The sequence below is a fragment of the Bacillus sp. UNC69MF genome, from assembly GCF_000746035.1.
GTDB lineage: Bacteria > Bacillota > Bacilli > Bacillales > Bacillaceae > Bacillus > Bacillus velezensis.
The window spans coordinates 995,663-1,019,437 of record NZ_KN050798.1 but is presented as its reverse complement, the minus strand read 5'-3'; the positions used below and the strand labels follow the sequence as shown (position 1 = coordinate 1,019,437).

The following is a 23,775-nucleotide window of genomic DNA, read 5'->3' as shown; positions in this document are numbered from 1 at the left end:
GGGGGAACAAGAGAATGAAAAAGTATGACGCGTTTCCGGAGCCAATTGGCGGCTATACTGTCGGCCGAACCCAGATGGATTTTGAGTACACGGCATCAGATCATACAAAAAGAGAACTGACGGCGTTTGTGTACTATCCGTCCGACAGCAGCGAAGGGAAGACTACATCAACGTACATGTTTCCTGAAGTCTGCGAAATGCTTGATGAGCAGCCGCTTCTCACTGCGTTGAAGGATGCTTACACTATAGATATCAAGACCCAATGTTACGACGACCTTGCTCTCTCCGGGAAGGAAAAACGCTATCCAGTGTTATTTTATGTTTGCGGCGGGGGCAGTTCTCCAGAATGGGGTACAGTGATCTGTACAGACTTGGCAAGTATGGGATATATTGTGGTAAGCATCGGCCATCAGAATAGCACGATGTATAAGCGTAAAGATGGGCGCCTGTTTAATGTATCAAAGGATTTTTCGGATGTCATTATAGCGTTTTCTGAAGATCCGGAGATGATGGCGTTGGCTGGTAAGATGGAGATGCGTCCTGACGATGAAACTGCCATTGAGATGTGCCAAAACGTGCTTACACTGCCGATACTTGACAAGTTAACAGAGTATAGTGAATTACAGGCAGAAGATGTAAGGTATGTAGCCGATTATCTTGTCAAACTGGACTCTGGAGAGCTGAATTCCATCTTTAAGGGCAGATTGTTGCTTGACATCGGCATGGGCATAGTCGGACATTCTTATGGAGGGCCTACGACGGCGATTGTTTGCCGGGACGACGAACGGTTCGCCTGCGGGATTGGCTTGGATAGCGGTGCGTTCGGCCTTCAGGGCAGCGACATTAAGAAACCCTTTTTGCTGCTGTTTTCTGAACCGAACTATAACATGAATGCGATCATTGGCGCTAACAATAGCATGGATACCTATTATTTCTCTGTTGATCGTGCTGCGCATTTAGATTACTGCGACATCGTGTTTACCAGTGTGAATAAGGAACTTAGAGGTGAACGGGATGCCATGGAGATGCGAAATCTTGTTACAGACTACACGAAGAACTTTTTTGATCATTACATACTGCAGAAGGCTGCAAGTGTGGAAAGTCTGGCATACGATGGCGTGGACTTGATCAAGAAGACCAGCAACATGTGACATAACCGATTAAAATACTCAAACTGAAAAACCTTTATGACCAATTTAATTTATTAAGGTCGTAGAGGTTTTTTAATATTACCTTACAAAAAGGGGATGTTCTTAGAATATGGATCCACTTTTATATTCTCTACATCATTCCTAGTTTACATAATATATATTCTAGGAAGTAAAATCTTCAATGAAAATCCTGTCTCGTTATCTTAAGTATACTTAGTTGATGAGACAGAATTAAAAAATAGGATGTTTTACGATTTGTATTTATTTCTTACTGCTTTACATAGCATCGATCTTTATAAATTGTTTCACACTTTACTTCTTCCACATCAACTTTGCCATCGGATAATCTTGTGTAAACATAAACCCATTTTTCATTTCCGTTTTTAATAAACATGTCGAATTTAAAAGCGTCAGTATATTTGTCCATGACCCAGATCAATCCCGGAAGAGTTTCTGCTTTTGCTGGCGACACGGAAACCAATAATGCTCCAGCAATTACAGCCGCACCGGCTATTTTTTTAATTTTACTTTTTAACATTAATATTGCCCCCTTATGATTTATTGCCTGCTGCTTTCTCACTTAGCAGGTAATCTGATTTTACCATCTTGAACAAAGGGAATTTGTCATATTTTGTAGATCGAATACTTACTTTCACTAAAAATACATATATTGGAATGGATTTTATCCGAATAAGATCTCTTCTTTTTTGAAAGCGTACACAAAAAATAAAATCATGTCTGATAATACTTTGCCGCATCTTCCCTGCTTTTTTCCGACGAGTTTTTGCATCGGCTCCCCACATATGAGCAAGTATGACAGCTGCCAGCCCGAGCACCCCCGCGAAATAAAATCCGGCTCTGAGCCCCAGCCAATCATTAAAAAATCCCTCGGCTAAAGGTTCTCCGAAAATACCGAGTGCACAAAGCGCCTGGTACACCCCCATCGATGTTGCTCTCATGTCTTCCGGAACAGACTCAATCGACATTCCAAGCAGCAAAGGAAAAATAATGCCCGAGTGAAAAACCTATTAAAACCTGGACCAGATAAAGCGCCATCGGGCTGACGGTAAAAGGAATGATAAAAATAAAAACGGATGCGAGTAAGTAAAACAGCTTTAATGTTACCCGTTTCCGCACCTGCGAACTAATGTTCCTATCACTAGCAGAGCCAGTGCGTGCTTAGTCATAAACGAAAAGACAACAAGCTGATTTCTTTCTCGCCATTGTGAAGCCAAACATTGCTGTCATTTTCATTTCGCGAATCATGAAAGACAGGCAAAGACCGAGGCCGCTCCCGATCCAAAATGCCGCGTGCCATCCCCATTCACTGACAACATAACCGCTCATGCTCATCCCTGACAGCTGAGCTAACACGAGAATAAATGAGATCCAGCGCATGACTCCTTTCGTGTCATCCGCCGCAAAATAGCTCGCAAATAAAGTAGATGAGAAAAAGCCGCCTGATGAACAGACGGCGCTGCAGCTTGTTATTTGCTTCGGTTACCTGCGGAAGCATGAGTGATCCGATAATGCACAGTTAAAAATTTCAGTCCGAACAGCCACATATGATGAACGGCCTTCAGGCTTGTTTCGCTCTGGGCTGAAATAAGAAATGTCTCTGCCAGCGGAAGATGACACGTCCCCCATTTCGTCTGCAGATAAATCCCTTCATCACCCGCTCCGCTTTTTCGCCGTCTGCTTGTCAAAACAAGATTCTGCTTACGCGCATAAGGTTTTAAAATGCCCGTCATTTGGCCGTACGGCAGCGGAAGAGAGATATTCATGTATCCTTCCCCTTTTGCCCTGTACGCTGAATACAGCGCAGTAAAAACGGTTTCCTGCTTTTCATTTGTTCTGATCCACGCACGGACATTTTTTCTGCCGTCTTTGTCAGAGTCAACTCCTATAATATCACTGTGCATGATATACCAATCCGGATTCATGGACAGGTGAATCTGCCCCGCTCTTCTGCTGAACGGCTCGTACACGCGCGCGAACGGACGAAACCATCCGCTCCACGTCACTTTTGCCATGATATCATAATCAATTGTCTCTTCATAAAAGGAATTAACGGCCGGCGCCAGTTTTTGAGTTGAAAAGTCTTCAGAATGCAGTTCTCTCATCTGATCCAGAAGGCCGGTATAATGGATGTCATTTGCTGCATGAATATCAGTCAAAAAGTCTTTGCCTATCGTTCTCTTCCCGTAAATACGGCTGAACGTTCTTTCGCTGCCCTCATCAAACGATCTCGGATTTTCCAACCTCCACCCCGCCAAAGCCGGCAGGATAACGCCGAATGCATTGACGGCCCCGTGAATCCAAATCATCTGGCTGATCGTGAGCGTTGCCTCCTCGCGGTAGACACCGTACGAATATATCAAAGAAAAAGCTATTGTAATCATTAACACAGCCGAAGAACTCCTGATCAAGATCCTGCCTGTTTTCGTAACAAACGGCGCCGTAAAGACGAGATATGCATTTACATACAGACCCGCCAGATACAGAGCGACAGCAATCACATCAAGTGTCTTTGAAAATGTAATCCCCAAGGCAATAAGGATCGGCGAAATCAAAATAATGACCGTGCTCCATCTGTAAAGAACCCGTTTCTCCCGTATGATCCTGCCGAGCAATCCGTTAAAGATCGGAATCAGGAAAGCGGAATAGTGAAAGTGCACCGCCGTCAGCAGAACGATAAGCGGGCCGAAATTCATGACGGGAATCTCAAGGACATATGCGAAGAACCAGAATCCGCCCCCGGCCAAATAAATGAAACCCGCCATAACAGACATCTCTTCTGTTCTGTGAATATTTGTTTTCATCAGCCGCCGGACAGCATACAGTGCCAGCCCAAGCGTATAAATGAGCCACACAAAGGCAAAAAAACTGAAGTCTGTGACAAGCGCAAGCACCGCACATAAAGCGGCAACAGGATAACTCCGTAATAACACATTCTCTAAGGTCTTTGACGGCCGAAAAGCAAAATCGAATACAGCGGGAACGAAAAAAAGTACGGAAAATAAAACAAACGTCTCAGCAGCTGATATATGCGGAGCTTCAGCCGCCGCAAATCCCAAAAAGCAAATCACGCTTACCATGAGATAACGCTTCAGCATGTTTCCCCCTCTGTTTCACGGAAAGTCCCCCGGTAAGAGAAAAGCGTGCCGAGTATCCGGTTTTTCACATAAACCTTTATGCTGAAGCAATTCATTTCCTCATCATAAGCCTCATAAACGGTTGAACTGCCGCACAGCCATGCCGGAAGCGGGATTTTCTTTCCGACTATCAGGAGCCACTGCCTTCCGGATGTAATAACAAGCCCTCCGTCTGAAGACGCTTCTAAATGCAGTTCAGACAGTAGGATGCGGGGTTTGCCGAAGTAATCAAGAATTCTGTTTTCCCGCTCATCATATTCCATGACGGCATCAAAAAAACGCGTTTTGCTTTTAAAGAAAAAGGTACGATTCCATTCCACGCCATTTTGCCTGTTTTTGTTTTCGATAGTGAAAGGGATATCGTTTCCCCTCTCTGAGAAAAAACATCTGAAAAAAACACCTGTCTTTAAAAGCATTCTGACAAGAAAAGAACCTCCCTTTATTTCTGACATAATTCCTTCTCCGCAAAACGTGCGTGATCCGTCAAATCTGTACCGTTTCTGCAGCATCGGGTGCAGTGATTGATAATGAGTAATCGCTTTTTCATACATTGAATCCGTCATTTCACTTCTCTCTTTCGTTTTGTATGCCAGGCGCTCGGCAGCTTGGGCTTAAGAATCATTGCGGCTATCGTAAGCACCCCTAATGAGATCACGAATCCGCCGCCGGAATATAGCAGTGCCGTTACACAAAAGAAGACTGACTGCCCGGTGTGAATCAGCCACTTTCTCCGCATGGGAAGCAGCCATAATACCCCTAACCCTGTCTCCAGCGCTCCCCTCACGATCTCTGCATCGGCACAGCCATCATGAAAGCCTTGAAAAAACCAATACAGACTGAATACGAGACACATACAGACATAGACAAATCCGAAACGGACTGATATCTTCGGATGTCTGTTTTGTTCTATCCAAAGCCGCAACACATCAAAGCTCCATGCGGTAGCCCAGCTTAGCAGAGGACGAAATAAAAAACGGTCTATCCAACTTCCCGGCAGACCGCGGGCCGTTTCATATTGATATTGAGTCAAAAATGCGGTTTGTCCGTTATCCCGCTCTATATACTTCCAGTAGCCCCTGCCTTCTTTTATAAGTGACAGCGGATGATCAGAGGCAAAAGCGAGCGAAGACACTCTTTCTGACGAGCGAGGCCTTATGTCACCTATTGATTCGCCCGTGCCGGATACCTTCAGCCCAAAACCGATTCGTGTTTCATATAGAAATCTCTGCGGTTCATCTGGCAGCCTATGAAGATATGTAATGTCAGAAAACCGCAGATCCCATTCCTTATGAAGATGCGGGTTTTGCGTATATTCCCAAAGCGTTTCTATATCAGATGCAATATTGATTTCGACATATATCGGCTTCTGTTTCATGCCCCCTCCTCTTCCCTTCTTTTGTAAACAATTCCTATATTATCATAGGAACAGATCAAGCGGCAGAACAAAAAGGCCATCCCGTTATCTGCAGGACAGCCTCAGTGGCTTTGATAACTTATGAATAAGGTATCGTGTCTTTTTTATCTTCAGAAGCGGTTTGAATGATAATCGGGCGCACGAAACGGATTACCGCAGCCGAGGCCAAAACGGCTAATCCGCCTGCAAGCAAAAACGCCCCGGAGAATGATCCGCTTTTGTCCGCGATAAAGCCGGTTAAAGCAGGCCCGATAATACCGGCCGTGTTTGCAAGAAAATGCATAAAGCCGCCGACTGATCCGACATTCCTTTGATCAACCACATCATGAATCACCGCCCAATAGATAGAGCCCGTTATATATAAAAAGAAGACTGATAAAGCAACGAGAATAACGGCACTTACGGTAGTGGTAACAAGTCCGGCAAATCCGATCAGTACAGCGGAAGCGAACAAACAAGTGACAAGAATGACTTTCCGTGAGAACAAAACCCCTTTTCCGGCGGTTTTTTTGAATACATAATCAGAAATCATTCCGCCTGCCGCCAAACCGATAAATCCAAGAATCCAGGGAATAACAGTCACCACGCTCATAAATTCAACACTTAAACCGCGTTCTTTCACCAGATAGCTCGGAAACCATGTTAAGAAGAAAAATAAGATGTAATTGTAAGCGAAAAAGGCAAAAGCCGTGAAGAGAACCGTTTTTTGTTTCAAATAAAAGGTCATCGGGATATGCTGCTCATGCGGTTGAATCTCCGCTTTCATTGCCGGGGCGTCTTCCGTCGGCGCCGGCCGTTCTTTGACAAATTTAAACCAGATGACCGCCCAGACTAAACCGATGATCATGATCAGGACAAAGGAAACTTTCCAGCTGAACGCCACAGCAATCATCCCGACAATCGGGCCGGAGATCGCTCCGCCGAGCGGCGTTCCGCTGTTTGTCAGGCCGATGACCGTGGCACGCTGAGACGGAGGAAACCAATTGTTGACCATTTTGCTTATGGCAGCCGACAGCGGCCCCTCTCCCATACCGAATAAAACACGGATAATCAATAGACTTACAAATCCGAAAGCAAGCGCAACCGCTCCGCTGAAAAGAGACCAAACGATCATCGCCGTACACAATGTCAATTTAGCCCCATACCGGTCAGATGCAACACCGCCGAGAAAGTTAAACACAGCGTATCCGACAGAAAAACTGCTGAAAATCAGCCCCATTTGGGTTGCCGACAATGTGAGATCCTGCTGTATGAACGGCGCTGCAATAGACAGCGCTGAGCGGTCTAAATAGTTAATCACCCCGGCTGAAAATAAAAGAAGAATAATAGGGAATCTATCTTTTGAGAACATATAATCCCCCTCTTATTTCATAATATTCAGACATTTAAATTGCCGGAGTAAACCGGTTTATGCAATGAAACCGGTTATCCGGATTGCCTTGCGAGCAGCGCCGGTTTATAGCGGTGAATCCGTTTTTCACCGCCATCTTTTTCTTGTATCTGGCGAAGAAGAAGGCTTCCCGCTTTTCGCGCCATTTCTGCCGCAGGCTGGACGATCGTCGTAATCGGAGGAGTAAAAAAACCCGCAAAAGGAACTTCATCAATTCCGATGACGGCTGCCTTATCCGGAATTGTCATATCATGCTCCTTCATATACTTCAGCACCTCAACAAGAACGATATCGTTTGCCGCCAATATCGCTTTCGGAGGCTCCTCAAGTGAGAACAACTCTGACAAAACATTGGAAATATCAGCCGCATCGGCTGTTTTGATATATTCGTCCCGCACCATCATTCCGTGGCGGTCAAGCGCCTTCTTATACCCTTCAATCCTTTCTACCCTCGGACTGATTTCCCGAATAATGGACGTCGTAATAATCGCAATTCTCTTAATGCCGCTCTCGATAAACCGGTCAACGGCAAGACCGGCTGCATGATGGTTATCAAGCATCACTGTCGGAATCCCGAGTTCTTCAATGGTTCTGTCCATAAACACGACCGGAAACGTATCGCGTTTCATCTTTTCATATAAAGAGAGATTTTCGCCCGTCGGAAAAATAATAATTCCGTCCACCTGCTTAGCCCGCAGCATTTCAATATATTTCTTTTCTTTTTCCGGTTCATCATCCGCATTGCAGACAATAATATGAAATCCTTGTTCATGAAAATAGTCTTCCACCGCCCTGATGACCTGAGTGGAAAAAGTGTGAAGAATATTAGCCACCACCACACCTACCGTAAATGTTGATTTCTGTTTTAAGCTGCGGGCGACGAAATTCGGCTGATAGTTCAGCTCTTGAATGGCCGCTTCTATTTTTTGTTTCGTTTTCTCGCTCATATAGTCATAGCGCTGATTTAAAAATTGAGATACGGTGCTTTTAGATACGTTTGCATATTTCGCCACATCAGAAATTGTAATGGTTTTCATAGACTCATCCCCGTCTGTCTTCATTTTTCACTAGTATAAGTCAGAAGTAAATGGTTTACAATCTGACAGGGACATGGATTCTGTCACACTCCGGAATAAGCCATAAAACCTCCGTCGACGGGAACGGTGACCCCGGTGACGAAGCCTGAGCATGAATCATCCGAAAACCACAGGAGCGTTCCCAGAAGGTCTTCCGGTTTCCCGAAACGTTTCATCGGTGTATGTGCCATAATCTTATTGGATCGGTCTGTCAGACTTCCATCTTCCTGTAATAACAACCCACGGTTTTGCGCTGTCAAAAAGAAACCCGGAGCGATGGCATTCACCCGCAGCCCTTTTTTTGCGAAATGAACAGCCATCCACATCGTAAAATTCTGAATCGCCGCCTTGGCCGCGCTGTAGGCGGGCACCTTTGTCATCGGTGTATACGCACTCATAGAAGAAATATTAATAATCGCGGGACATTCCGCCTTCAAAAGGTCTTTTCCAAACACTTGCGATGCCAGAAATGCACCGGTAAAGTTGGTTGAAAATACGCTGGAAAACCCCGTTTCGTCCATATCAAAAAATGATGTGCCCTGCTCATCCTCTTCATACGTCTCGCTGGCAGTGATCGCATCAGGGTGGTTTCCCCCGGCTCCGTTAATTAAAAGATTGACAGAACCGAACCGGCTGATAATCTCGTCTTTTGCCTTTTCGAGCGAATCACGGGCTGAAACATCAGCCGGTACAGAAACCGCGGTTCCTCCAGCGTCAGCAATCTCGCCCGCCGCACGCTCTGCTTTATCAGCATTCCGGCTGACGATCGCAATTTTCATCCCCTGCCGTGAAAGCTCCTTTGCCATTGCTGAACAGAGAACACCGCTCCCGCCTGTTATGACAGCGGTTCTTCCTGATAAACGTTCATGAATCGGTCTCATCCCTTCACCTCTTTCTCATGAGACGAGAACGCATCCCACAGCCCGTTCAAGTACATAATTCCTAAAGCACGATCATATAAACCATAACCCGGCCGGCATTGTTCGCCCCAGATATGACGGCCGTGATCAGGCCGTACATATCCTTTATAGTCTTGGCCGTGCAATTCTTTTACCACACCGGTAATATCAATGGACCCATCACTGGTAAGATGCGAAGTTTCCGTAAAATCACCGTTATCGCAGATTTTCACATTTCGTATATGGGCAAACGGCGCAGCTCCCGCATAGTGTTTGGTGATCTTCACCATATCATTGGCGGGATCCGCTCCCATCGAACCCGTGCACAACGTAATACAGTTGGCGGGTGAATCTGAAATCTCTCGCAGCTTTTCATAACTTTTCTCACCGGTGATAATACGGGGCAGGCCAAAAATTGACCAAGGCGGATCATCCGGATGAATGGCCATTTGAATGTCGTGTTCCTCCGCTACAGGAAGGACTTCATGTAAAAAGAATTCTAGATTTGCCCAAAGCTGTTTTTCATCAACCGTTTGATAGGCCTCAAACAGTTCCTTGATCCGGGCCATTTTCTCCGGCTCCCACCCGGGAAGCGTCAAATCGGAAGATTCTTCAACTGTGCGGATCAGTTCCTCCGGAGGGAGACTTTCCACTTTCGCTTTTTCAAAAAACAAAGCGGTTGACCCATCCTCCAGCGCGCGGAACATATCGGTACGCGTCCAGTCAAATATCGGCATGAAATTGTAACAGATGACTTTCACGCCGAATTCGGACAGATTGCGAATGGTCTGTTTATAGTGCTCAATATATTGTCCGCGTTCTTCATGACCGAGTTTAATGGCTTCATGAACATTCACGCTTTCCACGACCTCTGCATGAAACCCATAGGATTGAATGAATCTGACTTCCGCTTCAATGTCCTCCTTTTCCCATACATCGCCTGCGGGCTTCTGGTGAAGAGCCCAGACGATGCCTTTGACCCCGGGAATTTGTCTGACATGTTCAAGAGTCACCGTATCATTACCTTGGCCGTACCAGCGAAACGTGATATTCATGTTATACCCCCGTATATTCGTTTTTTCGGCAGACGTATTCTTTGCTGAGGGATACGGCAGCTTCATAGCCGCCCTTTTGATATGCTTTTGTCAAGTCGCCTCCCACACCGACCGCGACCGCTCCGGCAGAGAGCCAGTCATTCATGCTGTTTAATGAGATACCCCCGGTCGGCATAATGCGGACATTCGGCAGAGGACCGTTGACCGACTTGATAAATGAAGGGTCAAACGAATTAGCGGGGAACAGCTTTACCACATCACATCCGGCTTCAAGGGCCAAAGCCATATCAGACACACTCATGCATCCCGGAAGATACGGTACGCTGTACTGGTTGCATAGAGATGCTATCTCTTTTACAAAATGAGAGCTGACGATAAATGAGGCGCCTGATAAAATGGCGTGTCTCGCCGTTTCTGTATCCATTACAGAACCGGCTCCAAGAAGAATATCTTGATGCCGGAGTTCCTTAAAGACATCTTCCACTTCAGGAGTTGTGTATGTAAGCTCAATGGCGCTGATACCTCCTGAAATGGCCGCTTTTGAAACTTCAAGCGCCTCTTGGCTGTTTTGTCCCCTTATGACAGCCACCACTTGTGCATGCAGAAGTTTTTCGTAAATGGCGTACTTAGGCAGCATTCTCGCTCCTCCTTTAATCAAACGTAATGATTGCTTTTCCCACCTTGTCCGGGTGCTGTTCGATCAACTGAAATGCTTGATGGACGTCATCTGCTGAAAATGTATGTGTAATAAGACCGCCGTGCGTTAACAGGCCTTTATTCAGTAAGTCTGTAATGTACGGAAACTGATTCGTCTGCAATCTTGAACCGGTTATCGTGACTTCCTTTTTTGTGATCGGAAGCTGAGAAATGCCGGCAGTCCTCTCATCAAAACCAAGCACAACCACATGACCGGCCGGAGACACCGCGTCAATGGACGTTTCAAACGTTGAGGGGAGACAGACGGCATCAATGACGACATTGGCGCCTTCTTTTTTTGTCCATTCGTTCACCCGCAAAACGGGATCTTCTTTTTGCGCGTTGACGGTAACGTCCGCACCGTTTTTTTCAGCGAATGCCAAGCGTTCATCATTCAAGTCGGTTATCATGACAGTAGCACCATTGAACTTTGCCATTTTTAATATGCAGATTCCGATCGGTCCCGCTCCCTGAATCAAAACGGTATCTTCCTTCTCGACACGGCCTCTCCAAACAGCCTGGGCGCCGATCGTATATGGTTCTGCCATGACCGCTTCCTCCCAGGCCAGATCGGGGGAAACGGCATGCAGCTGCTTTTCCGGAACCACGATATATTCCCGCATCCCGCCATCTTCATGAACGCCGAACACCGAAAGCGCTTTGCAGACGTTCGGACGTCCTTTCCGGCAGGCATAGCATGTTCCGCAATAAGATATCGGTTCAACCACTACGCGGTCACCCGGCTTGAAACGCCGGACATGAGAACCGGTATTTGCGACTTCCCCTGTGACTTCATGTCCGATTACTCTCGGCAGGGACGCTAACGGATTTGTCCCATGATAAATATGCAAATCTGATCCGCAAATTCCGACCCGCTTCACCTTGACAAGAACATCATCCGCGTGGACAACAGACGGTTTCTCACATTCCGTCACCACCAGATCAAATGCTTTCCGTACTAGAACCGCTTTCATTTTCTCACCCGCTTTTTAAGTTGTGCTTGCTACCGTTCAATCACAGTCTCTTTGTTTACAAATGACAGAACCTCTTCTAGATAGGGAAGCCCTTCATTGTCACCGGAAACTGTGGTGACGAGCGCACCGACCGCATTGGCAAACTCCAGACGTTTTTCCGGTTCAAAACCATGCAGATAACTGTACAGGTAGCCGGCATTAAAGCCGTCACCCGCTCCTACCGTGTCAACAGGCGCAACCGGGAAAGCCTCTTTGTGAATCCACTTATGATCATGATACAGCGCAGAACCTGCTTCACCGTCTTTTATGACAAGCTGACTGATTGAATAGGTCTCTGCAAACCGGGCTAATGCTTCATTTTCCCCTATACCTGTCAGCTGTTTCATTTCGTCCCGGCCCGCCAGAAGAATATCAGTATGCGGAAAGATTTGATGAAATGCCGCACGCGCCTCCTCGATCGTCCACAGCTTCAGCCTGATATTCGGATCAAAAGATACGGGAATCCCTCTTGCTTTGGCGATGGAAAGCACCCTTTCAGCAATTTCAAGATTTTTCTTATCAAGCGCGAGGAACACACCGGTAAGATGAACAATGTGAATGCCGGCAAACATATTCTCTGTTATATCTTCCGGTGCAAGAGTCAGAATTGGTGAATTGAAACGATAATAAAACGTCTTGCCTGAACCGTCATTTCTGATCTCTTTGACATTTAAAGATGTAGGAAAGCCTTCAACATAGGAGACGTCAGTCACATCAATTCCTTCTCCTTTGGCAAACTGATAAATCACTCTGCCGAACTCATCCTTCCCCAGTCTGCTGACCCACTTTGAGTGCAGATTCAATCTGGCGCATGCAATCGCAAAATTCAGTTCAGCTCCTCCTGCTTTTCGTTCAAAATGGGTAACAAAACGCAAAGGTCCTGTGCTTGCGGGATTTAAGGTGATCATCGCATCACCGATCGTAAAAATGCCATAATCAGAAGCCACATCAATACTCCTTTCTTTTAAGACTAAATCGGTTTGGTAAACCGGTTTAGTAAAACTTTATATGAAAACCCTTACACACGCAAGAGAAAAATACAATAAATTCAAAAAACTGTTTTCGGTAAAAATAACCCGGTTTTTCACATGAAAAAACCCTCACAACAAAATGTAAGGGGTTTTTGAAAATTGTATGCATGTTTCCTTAGTTAGCAGTCTTACGTTCGGGGCTTGTACCTTCTTCTTCCGCCCATGTTTCAATATGCTTGAGCTCCGGGGTATTCTCCGCTTTGAATACAGGATCAAGACCTTTTTTGCGCTGAGCGGCATAATCCTTATAGATCTTGTAGGCTACATTACTCAGCAGTAAGATTGCCACTAAGTTAATGAGAGCCAACAGTCCCATAAACAAGTTTGCCATATCCCAGACGATCTGGAAGTCAGCCAAACATCCGTATACCACCATCACTACAACGAATACGCGGTAAATATTAAGCCATGTTTTGCTTGTTTTAATAAATTCAATATTCGTTTCACCATAGTAATAGTTGCCGACAACTGAACTGAATGCGAATAAAAACATCGCAATCGCAATAAATGTCGGGGCCCAGCCGCCGAGGTGGTGCTGCAGCGCGGCTTGTGTCACTTGGATGCCGTCGCCTTTAGGCGTAAAGCTGTACAATAAAATGATAAAGGCAGTCGATGTACAAACGATAAATGTATCAAAAAACACGCCGAGCGTCTGAATTAATCCCTGCTTAGCCGGATGCGACACATGTGCAGCCGCTGCGGCATTCGGCGCGCTTCCCATACCCGCTTCGTTTGAAAACAGGCCGCGCTGCGCTCCGATAATAATGATGCTTCCTAAGCTTCCGCCGACGATCTGTTCAAGACCGAACGCATTTTTCACAATCGTAACAAACAGCTCAGGTACCGCTGTAATATTTACAATCACGACATACAGCGCGATCAGAATATACATACCCGCCATGACCGGAACGATTAATTGCGAAACGGAAACAACACGTTTCAGACCGCCGAATATAATGAAAGCCGTTAATACAGCTAAAATGATTGCGATAACTGTTTTATTCACATGGAATGCTTCGTCAAACGCGACAGAAATCGTATTTGACTGCACGGCGTTAAAGATAAGTCCGAAAGAAACGGTAATCAATACGGCGAATAAAATACCGAGCCAGCGGGCGCCCAGTCCCTTAGCCATGTAATATGCCGGACCGCCGCGGAATTCGTCACCGGAACGCACTTTATACAGCTGCGCCAAGGTGCTTTCCACAAAGCTGGAAGCCATACCGACAATCGCTACGATCCACATCCAAAATACTGCGCCGGGACCGCCTGTTGCAATCGCCAGCGCGACGCCGGTCAAGTTTCCGGTTCCGACACGAGAAGCGGCTGAGATAAAGAATGCCTGCATTGAAGACACTCCTTTATTCCCTTGCGGCTTCTCCCCGACGATTCTGAACATTTCAATAAAGTATTGGAATTGAATAAAGCGAAAACGGAACGTAAAGTACAATCCGATCCCGACTAAAATATAAACAAGATACTTCCAAATAAAATCATTTGGAACATTTATGATTTCACTGATGAAAGCCTCCATGTTTAACCTCCCTTTTACATATCTTTTACTGTCATTTTTGCTGCATATGTTAGATCTTTTAACACAACGAGTATTATTATATCACAACAACAGTGGTTGAGAAGTTTTTTTAAGAAAATGTTTCGGTTTCTTCATCACGTCTTTTGCTGTCATGCCCCGTTTTTTATCTTACAGCCTGAAAAATGTTGTCACGTCATAAGGAATGCGTGCATATCATAACAAATAGGTCTTTAAGAAAAAAGAGATGAAAAGATGGATGGAATGGTATATACTTAACCAGGATAATATTTTTTTAAATTTAATAAATATGTTTACTTTACATTTAAATTAGGGTATTATAATAAAAATATTCAGACTTATGAAGGGGGGAGAACATTTGAAAAAAATCTTGTTTTTAAAAGCTTCTATTTTATTTTTAGCGATTGCAAGCTTTCATTTGCTCTCCATTCCCCATGCGTTTGATACTGCTCATCATTTTAAAGCGGTAGCCGACCAGCAGGAAATGCACGAAATGAAGGCCGGCCAAAATGCTGATGATGAGAAAAAATCGCTGACGGGCTCATATATCTTGACGGCGCTTTTTGCCGCTTCTGTCTCACTGATCGTGATATCAGACAGGAGACGCCCCGCTTCCCGGAGAAGACAGCGAAAGAAAAGCTTTTTAATCGCTAAATTTTATCAGTCCTCTTATTTCGATGAGCTTCATGTTCAACATCGCCTATCTATGTAACATAAAATGAGGAGGTTGTTAAACATGTTGTTTATCTTACGAATGGTGATTTTAGGGTTATTTTCATTCACTGCATTGAATTTATTTGTATGGCAGGGAATCGAAGTCATTCACGCTATCACTGACTTATTCGGCAGCCATGAAAGCTAAATAGTAAAACCTCCGCTCAATGAGCGGAGGTTTTTTTATTTTATTTTTACTCTTAAACATCAGACGCGGGGATACGCCATACATCTGTTACCGGCCCTGTCTCATCTTCATCGGTAAAGAAGGAGCCGTTGCTGTATCGGTCATTCGCCCGCAAGGACTTCACGGCGATTTCAATTCTCTCGCCTTTTTCTGTTTCCGCAGCGATCATGTCGGCTAAAGCGCACGCGAATACGCCGACTGCGCGATGCGGGTTCTTTTTAAGCTCACGCAGCATGATGACACCGCGCTTCGCCCTGGATGTTTTTTCGAATTCAGATAGGTTCATCCGCTTGATTGCTCCCCGCTGTGTGACAAGGACAAGCGAATCTGTCTCATGCAGGATTTGTCCTGATACGACGGTATCACCGTCTTTTACATTTATGCCCTTTACGCCGGCCGCACGGGCACCGACTACATTTACTTCATCTTCACCGAACCATAAACCGTACCCGAGGCGGGTGGCGATAAACAGCTGGCTGCCGCCGTCTGTGACATGAACATCAATCAGCTCGTCGTCCCCTTTAAGGTTAAGGGCAACAAGCGCTTTCGAGTAACGCTGCGCTTTGTAATGCGTCATTTCAGTTCTCTTCACCATGCCGTTTTTCGTCATAAACAATAAATATGAAGATGGATCAAATTCTTTTACCGGTATAGCTTTCACGATGGTTTCATCACGGTCAATCGTGATGATGTTCGTTACGTGCTGCCCCATGTCTTTCCACCTGATATCGGGAAGCTGGTGAACCGGACAATAAACATAGCTTCCCTTATTGGTAAAGAGCAGGAGAACATCCGTTGTATTCATTTCAAATTGGTGAATCAGCCTGTCAGTATCCTTCATACCGAAATCCTGGCCGTTAGAAGCGGCAAATGACCGCTGACTTGTTCGTTTTACATAGCCGTCTTTTGTGACTGTCACATATACGTCCTCAGAGGCTACCATGACTTCAAGATTGATTTTAATTTCCTCAATCTTTTCTTCAATGACAGACCGTCTGCTGTCAGCATAGGTCTTTTTCAATTTTTTCAGGCTGCTTGTAATGACTTTTAACAGCTTTTTATCATGACTTAAAATGGCTTCGAGCTCCTGAATTTTCTTGCTGAGCTCTTCCGCTTCCTCTTTTAGCGCCGTAATATCCGTGTTTGTCAGACGATACAGCTGCAAGGATACGATCGCTTCGGCCTGCGGCTCCGTAAATGTGAATTTAGACATTACGTTTTGTTTCGCATCTTTCTTGTCGCTGCTTGCCCGGATGACGGCTATGACCTCATCTAACACAGACAGTGCCTTCATCAGTCCTTCAACGATGTGGTGCCGCTCTTTTGCTTTTTGCAATTCAAAGACGGAGCGGTTTGTCACCACTTCCTTCTGGTGGGAAATATACGCATCCAGGATGGCCGTAAGACTCATCAGCATCGGCCGGCGGTTATGTATGGCGACCATATTAAAGTTATAAGTTGTCTGCAGATCAGTGTTTTTATATAAGAAATTCAAAATGCCTTTTGCATCGGCTTCTTTCTTTAACTCAACGACCACCCGAAGCCCCGTGCGGTCAGTTTCATCCCGGACTTCAGAAATGCCTTCGACTTTTTTGTCTATGCGGTATTCATCCATTTTCTTTACGAGATTGGCTTTGTTTACTTCAAACGGAATTTCTGTAATGACGATCTGCTCCCGTCCGCCTCTTACGGATTCCACTTCAGCCTTGCCGCGGATAATAATTTTGCCTTTCCCGGTTTCATAAGCCTTCCGAATGCCGTCGACTCCTTGAATAATGCCTCCTGTCGGAAAGTCAGGCCCTTTAATCACCTGCATCAAGTCATCGACGGTGCAATCCGGAGATTCAATCCGTTTAATGACGGCATCAATGACCTCACCCAGATGATGAGGGGGAATATCAGTCGCATAGCCCGCTGAAATCCCGGTTGATCCGTTGACAAGCAAGTTAGGGAACATGGCGGGCAAAACAACCGGTTCTTTACTAGTGTCATCAAAGTTCGGAACGAATTCAACCGTATTTTTATCAATGTCACGCAAAAGCTCTGATGCGATAGAAGATAATCTCGCTTCCGTATAACGCATGGCAGCCGGCGGATCACCGTCAATGCTTCCATTGTTGCCGTGCATCTCAATCAGGACATTCCGCACTTTCCAATCCTGGCTCATCCGCACCATCGCTTCATAAACGGAGCTGTCACCGTGCGGATGATAATTACCGATAACGTTTCCGACCGTTTTCGCCGCTTTACGGAAATTTTTATCGAAAGTATTTCCGTCTGCGTGCATGGCGTATAAAATTCTCCGCTGCACCGGCTTTAAACCGTCACGAGCATCAGGCAGCGCCCTGTCTTGAATAATGTATTTACTATAGCGTCCGAAACGGTCGCCGATTACTTCTTCTAACGGTAAATCATGAAATAATTCTGGCTGTGCCACTATTAAACCTCCTCAGCGACCGACAAGTTTTCATTTTCTAAAATATTGCTTTCCTCATCTAATCCGAAGGCAACATTTTTTTCAATCCATTTTCTTCTCGGTTCTACTTTGTCTCCCATTAATGTCGTTACACGGCGCTCTACCCGTGCCGCATCGTCGATCTTGACTCTGACGAGCGTTCGCGATTCGGGATTCATCGTCGTTTCCCAGAGCTGGTCTGCGTTCATTTCTCCCAGACCTTTATAGCGCTGGATGGTATACCCTTTGCCGACTTTCTTTAAAACGCCGTCCATTTCTTCGTCGGACCAAGCATATTCAATAATCTCTTTCTTACCGCTTCCTTTGCTCACTTTGTAAAGAGGCGGAAGGGCGATGAAGACTTTTCCGTGCTCGATTAAAGGTTTCATATAGCGGTAGAAAAACGTTAACAGCAAGACTTGAATGTGCGCGCCGTCGGTATCCGCGTCCGTCATGATGATGATCTTGTCATAATTGATGTCGTCTATCTCAAAATCTGCGCCGACACCGCCTCCGATCGCATGAATAATCGTATTGATTTCTTCATTTTTGAAGATGTCTGCAAGCTTTGCTTTCTCTGTGTTGATGACCTTTCCGCGAAGGGGCAGCACGGCTTGGAATTTCCGGTCTCTTCCCTGTTTTGCAGAACCTCCCGCAGAGTCTCCCTCCACAAGATACAATTCATTCTTCGCCGGATTTCTGGAACCGGCCGGTGTGAGTTTTCCGCTCAGCGTCGCTTCTGATTTTTTGCGTTTTTTGCCGCTTCTCGCTTCTTCTCTCGCTTTACGGGCCGCTTCACGGGCCTGGCTTGCTTTAATCGCTTTTTTGACAAGCAGGGTTGCTGTATCGCGGTTTTCTTCCAGGAAATAAGCAAGATTCTCGGAAATGACGGCATCCGCGGCGGATCTCGCCTCACTTGTTCCAAGCTTCCCTTTCGTCTGGCCTTCAAATTGCAGCAGTTCCTCCGGGATACGCACGGAAATGATTGCGGACAAACCTTCCCTGATATCGGCGCCTTCAAGGTTCTTGTCTTTCTCTTTTAAAAGGGCTACCTTTCGCGCATACTCGTTAAACGCTCTTGTCATTGCCGTTTTGGCTCCTGATTCGTGGGTGCCGCCGTCCTTTGTTCTGACGTTATTAACGAATGACAGCATATTTTCTGAATACCCGTCATTAAACTGAAACGCGAAATCGACTTCAATGTCATGATGCTCGCCTTCAAAGGAAACCACTTCGCATAAAGCGTCTTTTTCCTCGTTTAGATAAGCGACAAACGCTTCAATTCCGTTCTCATAATAAAATACTTCTTTTACGCCGTTCCGTTCATCAATTAATTCTATTTTCAAGCCTTTTAACAAGAAAGCCGATTCGCGCAGACGTTCTGACAGCGTGTCAAAATTATAAACCGTTGCGCTGAACATTGACGGATCAGGTTTAAAATGGGTAAGCGTTCCCGTTTTTTTGGTCGTTCCGATTTTTTCAAGTGAAGTCACGGGCTTGCCGCCGTTTTCAAACCGCTGTTTATAAACATATCCGTCACGCTCAATAGTAACTGTCAGCCACTCCGATAATGCGTTTACGACAGATGCGCCGACACCATGCAGACCGCCGCTTGTTTTATAGCCGCCCTGTCCGAATTTCCCCCCGGCATGCAGCACGGTGAAAATAACTTCCGGCGTCGGCTTTCCGAGCTTATGCATCCCGGTCGGCATTCCGCGTCCTCTGTCTTGTACGGAGATGCTGTTGTCCTTATGTATCGTTACGATAATATGATCTCCGTAGCCGGCAAGAACTTCATCGACGGAATTGTCGACGATCTCATATACCAGATGGTGCAGGCCGCGTGCGTCCGTCGAACCAATGTACATTCCCGGTCGTTTTCTGACGGCTTCCAGGCCTTCAAGCACCTGTATGGCATCTTCGTTGTAATCAAATTGCTGTTTTCTAGCCAAACGTACAAACCCCTTTCAAAAAACCTGCTCTTAATCATTCTCTTTTTTAAATGTTTTCATGTCTTTGTTTTTCAGTATGCGCAAGCTTCGGTCCAATTCTCCTCGGACTCACAATTATAACCAATATGCTTGATTTCGCAACATATTTAAGCGAATGGCTCGTTTTTTAGGCCGCAAGACATACATTCGAACGGCTTTTCATCTTTTTGGTGCCCTTTTCGGCGAATAAGAACATGAGTTCGCTTTCTATTATATAGCTTTATGCGGGCCATCGCAAACAGACTGTAAACCCCTGTATAAAGGGGTTTCTAAAAAAGCTGTTCATGCTTTATTGTATCTGTTTCATCATCATACGCAAAGAGTATTCTTTCAATAAAAAAGCAAAAACCCCTGATTTGCCAAGGATTTTTGCTTTTTTTGTTCCTATTTTATAACAGCGCGGGCGACTTTTATACATAAATCCATAACAGCCGTCCGTCCTTTGTCTGTAATCATGCGATACGCTTCTTCATTTGCAAGGCCCTGCTGCGCCCAAAAAACGGGAGCGTCCGTCTGTAAAAATTCTTCAGCGACGCCGGGAAGCTGCTCAGAGCGTCTGAACACATTCACGATATCAATCGGTCCCTCCACGTCTTTTAATGAAGCGACGGCTTTAACGCCAAGCGCCTCATCAATCGTTGGATTGACGGGAATAATTTCATACCCTTCATCCTGCATCGCTTTGGAAACCATGTAAGAAGTCCGGTCGGGACGGTCTGACAGCCCGACGACTGCGATCCGTTTGCTCCGATCCAGAATTTCTTTAATCTCTGATTTTGAAGGATTTTGCATCTTTACCATCTCCTTTTGATATATTGTACATGACCGCTTCGCCGGAATCAAAAAAAGCGCTTTGTCAGCTTAATTCTCAAAAAACTTGTCATCAGACGGTAACAACTCGTGTTAAAATAGAGTGAAGGGACATTGAAAAGGAGAAATGTAGATGTTGATTGCTTTATTGATTATTTTGGCCTATGTAATAGGCAGCATCCCGTCAGGTTTAATCGTAGGCAAACTTGCGAAAGGGATCGATATTAGAGAACACGGAAGCGGCAATTTGGGCGCTACAAATGCTTTTCGCACGCTTGGCGTTAAAGCGGGATCTGTTGTCATCGCAGCCGATATTTTAAAAGGCACCCTGGCCGCGGCGCTCCCATATTTACTGCACGTCCCCATTCATCCTCTTCTCGCAGGGGTGGCAGCAGTAATCGGCCATGTATTCCCCGTGTTCGCAAAGTTTAAGGGAGGCAAAGCCGTAGCCACATCAGGGGGCGTCCTGCTGTTTTATGCTCCGCTGTTATTCGTTACGATGGTTGCAGTATTTTTCGTATTTTTATTCCTTACGAAATTTGTTTCTCTGTCTTCAATGTTAACAGGGATTTATACGATTATTTACTGTCTGTTTGTAAAAGACCCTTATTTATTAGTCGTAGTGACGCTCTTGACCGCGTTTGTTATCTACAGACACAGGGCAAACATCAAACGGATTATAAACAAAACAGAACCGAAGATCAAATGGTTTTGATGAAACTTCAATTTTGACATCAAAATGCCATATGCGTTTATAATAGAGATAATTTCTTTATATGAGAAACAAAAAGGGAGTGTTCCGGATGAACATGAAAGTAACGAAAGGCGCGCTGGATTGGTACAAAGAAGAGCTCGATCTGGAAACAGGCGACCATGTCCGTTTCTTTGTCCGTTACGGGGGATGCAGCAACGTTCAGAAAGGCTTTTCTCTCGGCATTTTAAAAGACCGGCCGATGAACATCGGCACCAGCACGGAAGTTGAAGGCATTACCTTTTTTATTGAAGAAAGCGACTTATGGTACTTTGATAATCACGATTTGTCAGTCACATATTCAGATCAGGCAGAAGAGCCGGTATTTGATTACGTGTAAGAAAAAAAGAACGCAGCGGATGCGTTCTTTTTTTTTACAGCCTGAACCTTTTGAGATGATCAGTGAGATGTTCTTTTTCTAATATGCTTCTTTGCGTATCACCGAGCAGGTCAAAGTGGGGAAATTCATTTTTATGGTGAATCCACTCCGGCTTCAGCCCGTACTCCGCTCCCCATCTGATCAGTTTATTGAGATCGCTTGAACCGGCCTTCGTCACGGTCTTAGCCTCCGGAAAGCGGTCGTCCAGCCAGTAATGCGTTAAAAAAGCGATTTTCCCTTCCGATACATCCCGCTTCCATCTTTCCAGTTCCTTACGCGTAATTCCAAATGCCATAACTGCAGCCGCTCCTTATTTTTTTGCCTTTTCGTAAGCGGCATGCCAATCAGGAAAAGCCTTGCGAAACTGAATCGGTTTGAAGCTCTCTTTATCAACGCATATATGAGAGGATGTCGCTTTGATGGCAAGTTCTTGATCCGGATTATAGATGTGGTAGCCGTAAACGGTTTTAAATCCGTTATATTCTTCAATCCAAGTATGTACGACAGCCGTTTCTCCGTAGCGGAGCGGCTTTTTATAAGAAATGCTGATATCCAATACAGGGGACAGCACTCCTCTGTCTTCCATATCCTTGTAAAGGAATCCGAGTTCCTTAATCAGCGCCGTTCTGCCGACCTCCATCCAGACTAAGTAATTGGCATGATAGACGATGCCCATTTGATCTGTTTCCGCATAACGCACTTCTATTTCTTTTTTTGACACATGCAACGTTCTCTGCTCCCTTATTATCAGATTAGCCCCATTTTATCACAACGAGCCGGAAAGAGAAAAAAACCAGGTTTCCCTGGTTTTTATTATGATTGATAGCCGTTTTCTCTTGCAGCCGATTCATCCTGGATTTCACTGCGGAACGATTCAATGCTCTCATTGCGTCTGGCATTCTTCTCTTGAATGCGCTGTTTTTCCTCATCTGTCGCAAATTCCATTGATTCTTTGGCTTCTTCTATATTTTCAATTGTATTCTGCACCATATCCTGCAGCTTTTCAACGTTATCGGAACGGTCATCCGGATTCGGTTTTTGATAATTGTTTGTCATAATGTCTGCTCTCCTTTGATGATGTTATTCGCCTTTCGTCTGCATGACAATCGGATGTCCGTTTGACTTGTCATGAAACTTTTCCCCTTTGTTGCGTTTATATTTAACGGGTTTTGTCCCTAAGTGGCTCGGAGCGTATTGCGGTTGGCCGTCTTTCTTGTTTATGCCCATGTTCATCCCTCCTTAAGAGTATATTTTGCAAAAGGAGGTGCAAACATGACTGCAAATTAAAGGTTATTTTTGTTTGAAACGCTGCTCCAGCTTTTCTTCAAGCTGATTCAAATATTCCGTATTGGTCATCAGCTCACGTTTATTTTCCATAACCAATTCATGAAAAGAACGTTTTCGCATTTTTTTCAATCTTCTCACCTCCGTGTTTTCATTCATTTTTTCCAATTTTTCAAAACCTAAGCCCTTCACAATAAAAAAACTGAACCTCTATTTGAGATCCAGTTTTTCTTTCATTTCTTTTTTTGTCATCGTGCCTACGCGAATGTGCTGAATGGTTCCTTTTTCGTCTAATATGTATGTTGTCGGATAAGAAAGCACGTTGAAATCTCCGTTAATTCCGCTTTTGTCAATCAGAATAGGAAAGGTCAGCTGATAATGATCAGCAAATGATTTCACAGCCTGTATATTTTTTTCAGAGGATGTAAAATTAACGGCTGCTACCGCAATATCAGGATATTCTTTCTGCAGCTCCTGCATATCGGGCATTTCCATTCGGCACGGCTTGCACCACGTCGCCCAGAAATTGAGGAGCACTTTTTTTCCTTTATAATCAGAAAGGGAGATACTTTTTCCTGACAATGTATCAAGTGTAAAGTCAGGGGCTTTCATCCCTTCTTCTGTCCCTTCTTTCGGACTTTTTTGTACAGAATAAATGTTCCAGCCCGCATACACTAACAACCCGATAAGTAATATTCCGCCCAGCCATTTCGCAAGCATCTTGAGGCCTCCCGCATAAAAAGAGAGAAAGCAGACTGCTTTCTCTCCTTTG

The 23,775-nt window shown here is 45.1% G+C and carries 28 protein-coding genes; 5 read left to right on the top strand and 23 right to left on the bottom strand.

Features of this window, described 5'->3' with window-relative positions; translation table 11 throughout:
• The first annotated feature begins 14 nt into the window (after positions 1 to 14).
• Positions 15 to 1,151 (top strand): alpha/beta hydrolase, encoded by a 1,137-nt coding sequence (locus tag BR62_RS0116915; RefSeq protein WP_032871585.1) that lies wholly within the window; start codon positions 15 to 17, stop codon positions 1,149 to 1,151.
• A 268-nt stretch (positions 1,152 to 1,419) separates the two neighbouring features.
• Here BR62_RS0116915 and BR62_RS0116910 read toward each other — a convergent pair whose 3' ends face one another.
• The 14 genes from BR62_RS0116910 to BR62_RS0116845 form a co-directional block, all read right to left on the bottom strand.
• The gene (locus tag BR62_RS0116910; RefSeq protein WP_014418037.1) at positions 1,420 to 1,689 is read right to left on the bottom strand and encodes a hypothetical protein; all 270 of its coding nucleotides are present in this window, start codon (positions 1,687 to 1,689) and stop codon (positions 1,420 to 1,422) included.
• Between the two features lie 13 nt (positions 1,690 to 1,702).
• Positions 1,703 to 2,110, bottom strand: a complete 408-nt coding sequence (locus tag BR62_RS19390; RefSeq protein WP_231559591.1) for a hypothetical protein — start codon at positions 2,108 to 2,110, stop codon at positions 1,703 to 1,705.
• Positions 2,111 to 2,330: 220 nt separating this feature from the next.
• A complete protein-coding gene (locus BR62_RS0116900) occupies positions 2,331 to 2,549 on the bottom strand; it encodes a hypothetical protein (protein WP_012117666.1) in 219 nt (72 codons plus the stop codon).
• An 89-nt stretch (positions 2,550 to 2,638) separates the two neighbouring features.
• Complete coding sequence (locus BR62_RS0116895) at positions 2,639 to 4,267, bottom strand: YndJ family protein (protein WP_015239942.1); 1,629 nt, start codon at positions 4,265 to 4,267, stop codon at positions 2,639 to 2,641.
• Positions 4,261 to 4,869 carry a DUF4166 domain-containing protein gene (locus BR62_RS0116890; RefSeq protein WP_032871582.1) on the bottom strand — a complete coding sequence of 203 codons (609 nt, stop codon included), beginning with the start codon at positions 4,867 to 4,869 and terminating at the stop codon, positions 4,261 to 4,263. Before BR62_RS0116890 ends, BR62_RS0116895 begins: the two co-directional genes overlap by 7 nt.
• Positions 4,866 to 5,681 carry a hypothetical protein gene (locus BR62_RS0116885; protein WP_025284796.1) on the bottom strand — a complete coding sequence of 272 codons (816 nt, stop codon included), beginning with the start codon at positions 5,679 to 5,681 and terminating at the stop codon, positions 4,866 to 4,868. Before BR62_RS0116885 ends, BR62_RS0116890 begins: the two co-directional genes overlap by 4 nt.
• A 118-nt stretch (positions 5,682 to 5,799) precedes the next feature.
• Positions 5,800 to 7,071: an MFS transporter gene (locus BR62_RS0116880; protein ID WP_032871580.1), complete on the bottom strand. Its 1,272-nt coding sequence runs from the start codon at positions 7,069 to 7,071 to the stop codon at positions 5,800 to 5,802.
• A 74-nt stretch (positions 7,072 to 7,145) separates the two neighbouring features.
• Positions 7,146 to 8,147 carry a substrate-binding domain-containing protein gene (locus BR62_RS0116875; protein WP_020955884.1) on the bottom strand — a complete coding sequence of 334 codons (1,002 nt, stop codon included), beginning with the start codon at positions 8,145 to 8,147 and terminating at the stop codon, positions 7,146 to 7,148.
• Between the two features lie 83 nt (positions 8,148 to 8,230).
• The gene (locus BR62_RS0116870) at positions 8,231 to 9,067 is read right to left on the bottom strand and encodes an SDR family oxidoreductase (RefSeq protein ID WP_007410158.1); all 837 of its coding nucleotides are present in this window, start codon (positions 9,065 to 9,067) and stop codon (positions 8,231 to 8,233) included.
• Positions 9,064 to 10,140, bottom strand: a complete 1,077-nt coding sequence (uxuA, locus tag BR62_RS0116865) for a mannonate dehydratase (RefSeq protein ID WP_032871579.1) — start codon at positions 10,138 to 10,140, stop codon at positions 9,064 to 9,066. The genes BR62_RS0116870 and uxuA overlap by 4 nt, the downstream gene beginning before the upstream one ends.
• A 1-nt stretch (position 10,141) precedes the next feature.
• The gene (locus BR62_RS0116860; protein WP_032865994.1) at positions 10,142 to 10,777 is read right to left on the bottom strand and encodes a bifunctional 2-keto-4-hydroxyglutarate aldolase/2-keto-3-deoxy-6-phosphogluconate aldolase; all 636 of its coding nucleotides are present in this window, start codon (positions 10,775 to 10,777) and stop codon (positions 10,142 to 10,144) included.
• Positions 10,778 to 10,790: 13 nt separating this feature from the next.
• The gene (locus BR62_RS0116855; protein WP_032871577.1) at positions 10,791 to 11,810 is read right to left on the bottom strand and encodes a zinc-binding alcohol dehydrogenase family protein; all 1,020 of its coding nucleotides are present in this window, start codon (positions 11,808 to 11,810) and stop codon (positions 10,791 to 10,793) included.
• 29 nt (positions 11,811 to 11,839) lie between these two features.
• Positions 11,840 to 12,796 carry a sugar kinase gene (locus tag BR62_RS0116850; protein ID WP_032871576.1) on the bottom strand — a complete coding sequence of 319 codons (957 nt, stop codon included), beginning with the start codon at positions 12,794 to 12,796 and terminating at the stop codon, positions 11,840 to 11,842.
• A gap of 199 nt (positions 12,797 to 12,995) precedes the next feature.
• Positions 12,996 to 14,414 carry an alanine/glycine:cation symporter family protein gene (locus BR62_RS0116845; RefSeq protein ID WP_007410311.1) on the bottom strand — a complete coding sequence of 473 codons (1,419 nt, stop codon included), beginning with the start codon at positions 14,412 to 14,414 and terminating at the stop codon, positions 12,996 to 12,998.
• A 376-nt stretch (positions 14,415 to 14,790) separates the two neighbouring features.
• Between BR62_RS0116845 and BR62_RS0116840 the strand changes: the two genes are divergently transcribed.
• Both BR62_RS0116840 and BR62_RS19970 read left to right on the top strand, forming a co-directional pair.
• A complete protein-coding gene (locus BR62_RS0116840) occupies positions 14,791 to 15,144 on the top strand; it encodes a hypothetical protein (RefSeq protein WP_003153956.1) in 354 nt (117 codons plus the stop codon).
• A 24-nt stretch (positions 15,145 to 15,168) separates the two neighbouring features.
• Entirely contained in the window at positions 15,169 to 15,294 is a 126-nt protein-coding gene (locus BR62_RS19970) for a hypothetical protein (protein ID WP_003153957.1), read from the top strand.
• 52 nt (positions 15,295 to 15,346) lie between these two features.
• On the opposite strand, the gene parC is transcribed toward BR62_RS19970, so the two are convergent.
• The 3 genes from parC to BR62_RS0116825 form a co-directional block, all read right to left on the bottom strand.
• Positions 15,347 to 17,770, bottom strand: a complete 2,424-nt coding sequence (gene parC, locus BR62_RS0116835; RefSeq protein WP_012117653.1) for a DNA topoisomerase IV subunit A — start codon at positions 17,768 to 17,770, stop codon at positions 15,347 to 15,349.
• A 2-nt stretch (positions 17,771 to 17,772) separates the two neighbouring features.
• Positions 17,773 to 19,740 carry a DNA topoisomerase IV subunit B gene (parE, locus tag BR62_RS0116830; RefSeq protein ID WP_007611767.1) on the bottom strand — a complete coding sequence of 656 codons (1,968 nt, stop codon included), beginning with the start codon at positions 19,738 to 19,740 and terminating at the stop codon, positions 17,773 to 17,775.
• A 423-nt stretch (positions 19,741 to 20,163) separates the two neighbouring features.
• Positions 20,164 to 20,571 carry a CoA-binding protein gene (locus BR62_RS0116825; protein ID WP_007410316.1) on the bottom strand — a complete coding sequence of 136 codons (408 nt, stop codon included), beginning with the start codon at positions 20,569 to 20,571 and terminating at the stop codon, positions 20,164 to 20,166.
• Positions 20,572 to 20,722: 151 nt separating this feature from the next.
• Here BR62_RS0116825 and plsY point away from each other — a divergent pair, with 151 nt between their 5' ends.
• Together plsY and BR62_RS0116815 are read left to right on the top strand one after the other, a co-directional pair.
• Complete coding sequence (gene plsY / locus BR62_RS0116820; RefSeq protein WP_007410317.1) at positions 20,723 to 21,304, top strand: glycerol-3-phosphate 1-O-acyltransferase PlsY; 582 nt, start codon at positions 20,723 to 20,725, stop codon at positions 21,302 to 21,304.
• Between the two features lie 88 nt (positions 21,305 to 21,392).
• Positions 21,393 to 21,680 (top strand): HesB/YadR/YfhF family protein, encoded by a 288-nt coding sequence (locus BR62_RS0116815; RefSeq protein ID WP_007410318.1) that lies wholly within the window; start codon positions 21,393 to 21,395, stop codon positions 21,678 to 21,680.
• A 34-nt stretch (positions 21,681 to 21,714) separates the two neighbouring features.
• Here BR62_RS0116815 and BR62_RS0116810 read toward each other — a convergent pair whose 3' ends face one another.
• The 6 genes from BR62_RS0116810 to BR62_RS0116785 all read right to left on the bottom strand — a co-directional run bounded on the left by BR62_RS0116810 (position 21,715) and on the right by BR62_RS0116785 (position 23,723).
• The gene (locus tag BR62_RS0116810) at positions 21,715 to 22,014 is read right to left on the bottom strand and encodes a hypothetical protein (protein ID WP_007410319.1); all 300 of its coding nucleotides are present in this window, start codon (positions 22,012 to 22,014) and stop codon (positions 21,715 to 21,717) included.
• Positions 22,015 to 22,029: 15 nt separating this feature from the next.
• Complete coding sequence (locus tag BR62_RS0116805) at positions 22,030 to 22,446, bottom strand: YbgC/FadM family acyl-CoA thioesterase (RefSeq protein WP_003153973.1); 417 nt, start codon at positions 22,444 to 22,446, stop codon at positions 22,030 to 22,032.
• An 86-nt stretch (positions 22,447 to 22,532) separates the two neighbouring features.
• The gene (gene tlp, locus BR62_RS0116800; RefSeq protein ID WP_007410320.1) at positions 22,533 to 22,775 is read right to left on the bottom strand and encodes a small acid-soluble spore protein Tlp; all 243 of its coding nucleotides are present in this window, start codon (positions 22,773 to 22,775) and stop codon (positions 22,533 to 22,535) included.
• 24 nt (positions 22,776 to 22,799) lie between these two features.
• Positions 22,800 to 22,946: an acid-soluble spore protein N gene (locus BR62_RS0116795; protein ID WP_003153977.1), complete on the bottom strand. Its 147-nt coding sequence runs from the start codon at positions 22,944 to 22,946 to the stop codon at positions 22,800 to 22,802.
• 63 nt (positions 22,947 to 23,009) lie between these two features.
• A complete protein-coding gene (locus BR62_RS0116790; RefSeq protein ID WP_012117651.1) occupies positions 23,010 to 23,135 on the bottom strand; it encodes an FbpB family small basic protein in 126 nt (41 codons plus the stop codon).
• A 78-nt stretch (positions 23,136 to 23,213) separates the two neighbouring features.
• Entirely contained in the window at positions 23,214 to 23,723 is a 510-nt protein-coding gene (locus BR62_RS0116785) for a TlpA family protein disulfide reductase (protein ID WP_014418022.1), read from the bottom strand.
• Positions 23,724 to 23,775: the final 52 nt, after the last annotated feature.

Bases quoted from the DNA above. Each gene is read 5' to 3' on its own strand.
- BR62_RS0116915 (WP_032871585.1), top strand. From the start codon at position 15: ATGAAAAAGTATGACGCGTTTCCGGAGCCAATTGGCGGCTATACTGTC.
- BR62_RS0116910 (WP_014418037.1), bottom strand. From the start codon at position 1,689: ATGTTAAAAAGTAAAATTAAAAAAATAGCCGGTGCGGCTGTAATTGCT.
- BR62_RS19390 (WP_231559591.1), bottom strand. From the start codon at position 2,110: ATGAGAGCAACATCGATGGGGGTGTACCAGGCGCTTTGTGCACTCGGT.
- BR62_RS0116900 (WP_012117666.1), bottom strand. From the start codon at position 2,549: ATGCGCTGGATCTCATTTATTCTCGTGTTAGCTCAGCTGTCAGGGATG.
- BR62_RS0116895 (WP_015239942.1), bottom strand. From the start codon at position 4,267: ATGCTGAAGCGTTATCTCATGGTAAGCGTGATTTGCTTTTTGGGATTT.
- BR62_RS0116890 (WP_032871582.1), bottom strand. From the start codon at position 4,869: ATGACGGATTCAATGTATGAAAAAGCGATTACTCATTATCAATCACTG.
- BR62_RS0116885 (WP_025284796.1), bottom strand. From the start codon at position 5,681: ATGAAACAGAAGCCGATATATGTCGAAATCAATATTGCATCTGATATA.
- BR62_RS0116880 (WP_032871580.1), bottom strand. From the start codon at position 7,071: ATGTTCTCAAAAGATAGATTCCCTATTATTCTTCTTTTATTTTCAGCC.
- BR62_RS0116875 (WP_020955884.1), bottom strand. From the start codon at position 8,147: ATGAAAACCATTACAATTTCTGATGTGGCGAAATATGCAAACGTATCT.
- BR62_RS0116870 (WP_007410158.1), bottom strand. From the start codon at position 9,067: ATGAGACCGATTCATGAACGTTTATCAGGAAGAACCGCTGTCATAACA.
- uxuA (WP_032871579.1), bottom strand. From the start codon at position 10,140: ATGAATATCACGTTTCGCTGGTACGGCCAAGGTAATGATACGGTGACT.
- BR62_RS0116860 (WP_032865994.1), bottom strand. From the start codon at position 10,777: ATGCTGCCTAAGTACGCCATTTACGAAAAACTTCTGCATGCACAAGTG.
- BR62_RS0116855 (WP_032871577.1), bottom strand. From the start codon at position 11,810: ATGAAAGCGGTTCTAGTACGGAAAGCATTTGATCTGGTGGTGACGGAA.
- BR62_RS0116845 (WP_007410311.1), bottom strand. From the start codon at position 14,414: ATGGAGGCTTTCATCAGTGAAATCATAAATGTTCCAAATGATTTTATT.
- BR62_RS19970 (WP_003153957.1), top strand. From the start codon at position 15,169: ATGTTGTTTATCTTACGAATGGTGATTTTAGGGTTATTTTCATTCACT.
- BR62_RS0116825 (WP_007410316.1), bottom strand. From the start codon at position 20,571: ATGCAAAATCCTTCAAAATCAGAGATTAAAGAAATTCTGGATCGGAGC.
- plsY (WP_007410317.1), top strand. From the start codon at position 20,723: ATGTTGATTGCTTTATTGATTATTTTGGCCTATGTAATAGGCAGCATC.
- BR62_RS0116815 (WP_007410318.1), top strand. From the start codon at position 21,393: ATGAACATGAAAGTAACGAAAGGCGCGCTGGATTGGTACAAAGAAGAG.
- BR62_RS0116810 (WP_007410319.1), bottom strand. From the start codon at position 22,014: ATGGCATTTGGAATTACGCGTAAGGAACTGGAAAGATGGAAGCGGGAT.
- tlp (WP_007410320.1), bottom strand. From the start codon at position 22,775: ATGACAAACAATTATCAAAAACCGAATCCGGATGACCGTTCCGATAAC.
- BR62_RS0116795 (WP_003153977.1), bottom strand. From the start codon at position 22,946: ATGGGCATAAACAAGAAAGACGGCCAACCGCAATACGCTCCGAGCCAC.
- BR62_RS0116785 (WP_014418022.1), bottom strand. From the start codon at position 23,723: ATGCTTGCGAAATGGCTGGGCGGAATATTACTTATCGGGTTGTTAGTG.